The organism is Streptomyces sp. URMC 126 (assembly GCF_051386555.1).
Classification (GTDB): Bacteria; Actinomycetota; Actinomycetes; order Streptomycetales; family Streptomycetaceae; genus Streptomyces.
In genome coordinates, this window is the sequence record NZ_JBPQTX010001256.1 from 1 (window position 1) to 242 (window position 242).

The following is a 242-nucleotide window of genomic DNA, read 5'->3' on the forward strand; positions in this document are numbered from 1 at the left end:
GTCATCAAGCTGAAGAACGCCGGCGACGCCGAGCTCACCCCGCTGCCGCTCGGCGACTCCGACAAGGTCCAGGTCGGCGACGCCACCATCGCCATCGGCGCCCCGTACGGCCTGTCCGGCACGGTCACCACCGGCATCATCAGCGCCAAGAACCGCCCCGTCGCCTCCAGCGACGGCCAGGGCTCCAAGGCCTCCTACATGAGCGCCCTCCAGACCGACGCCTCCATCAATCCCGGCAACTC

General features: G+C 69.4%; 1 protein-coding gene. It reads left to right on the forward strand.

The window, feature by feature from the left end; translation table 11 throughout:
• Positions 1 to 242 (forward strand): S1C family serine protease (locus ACSNOK_RS35865; protein ID WP_436784840.1); only part of this gene is annotated, 242 nt, incomplete at both ends.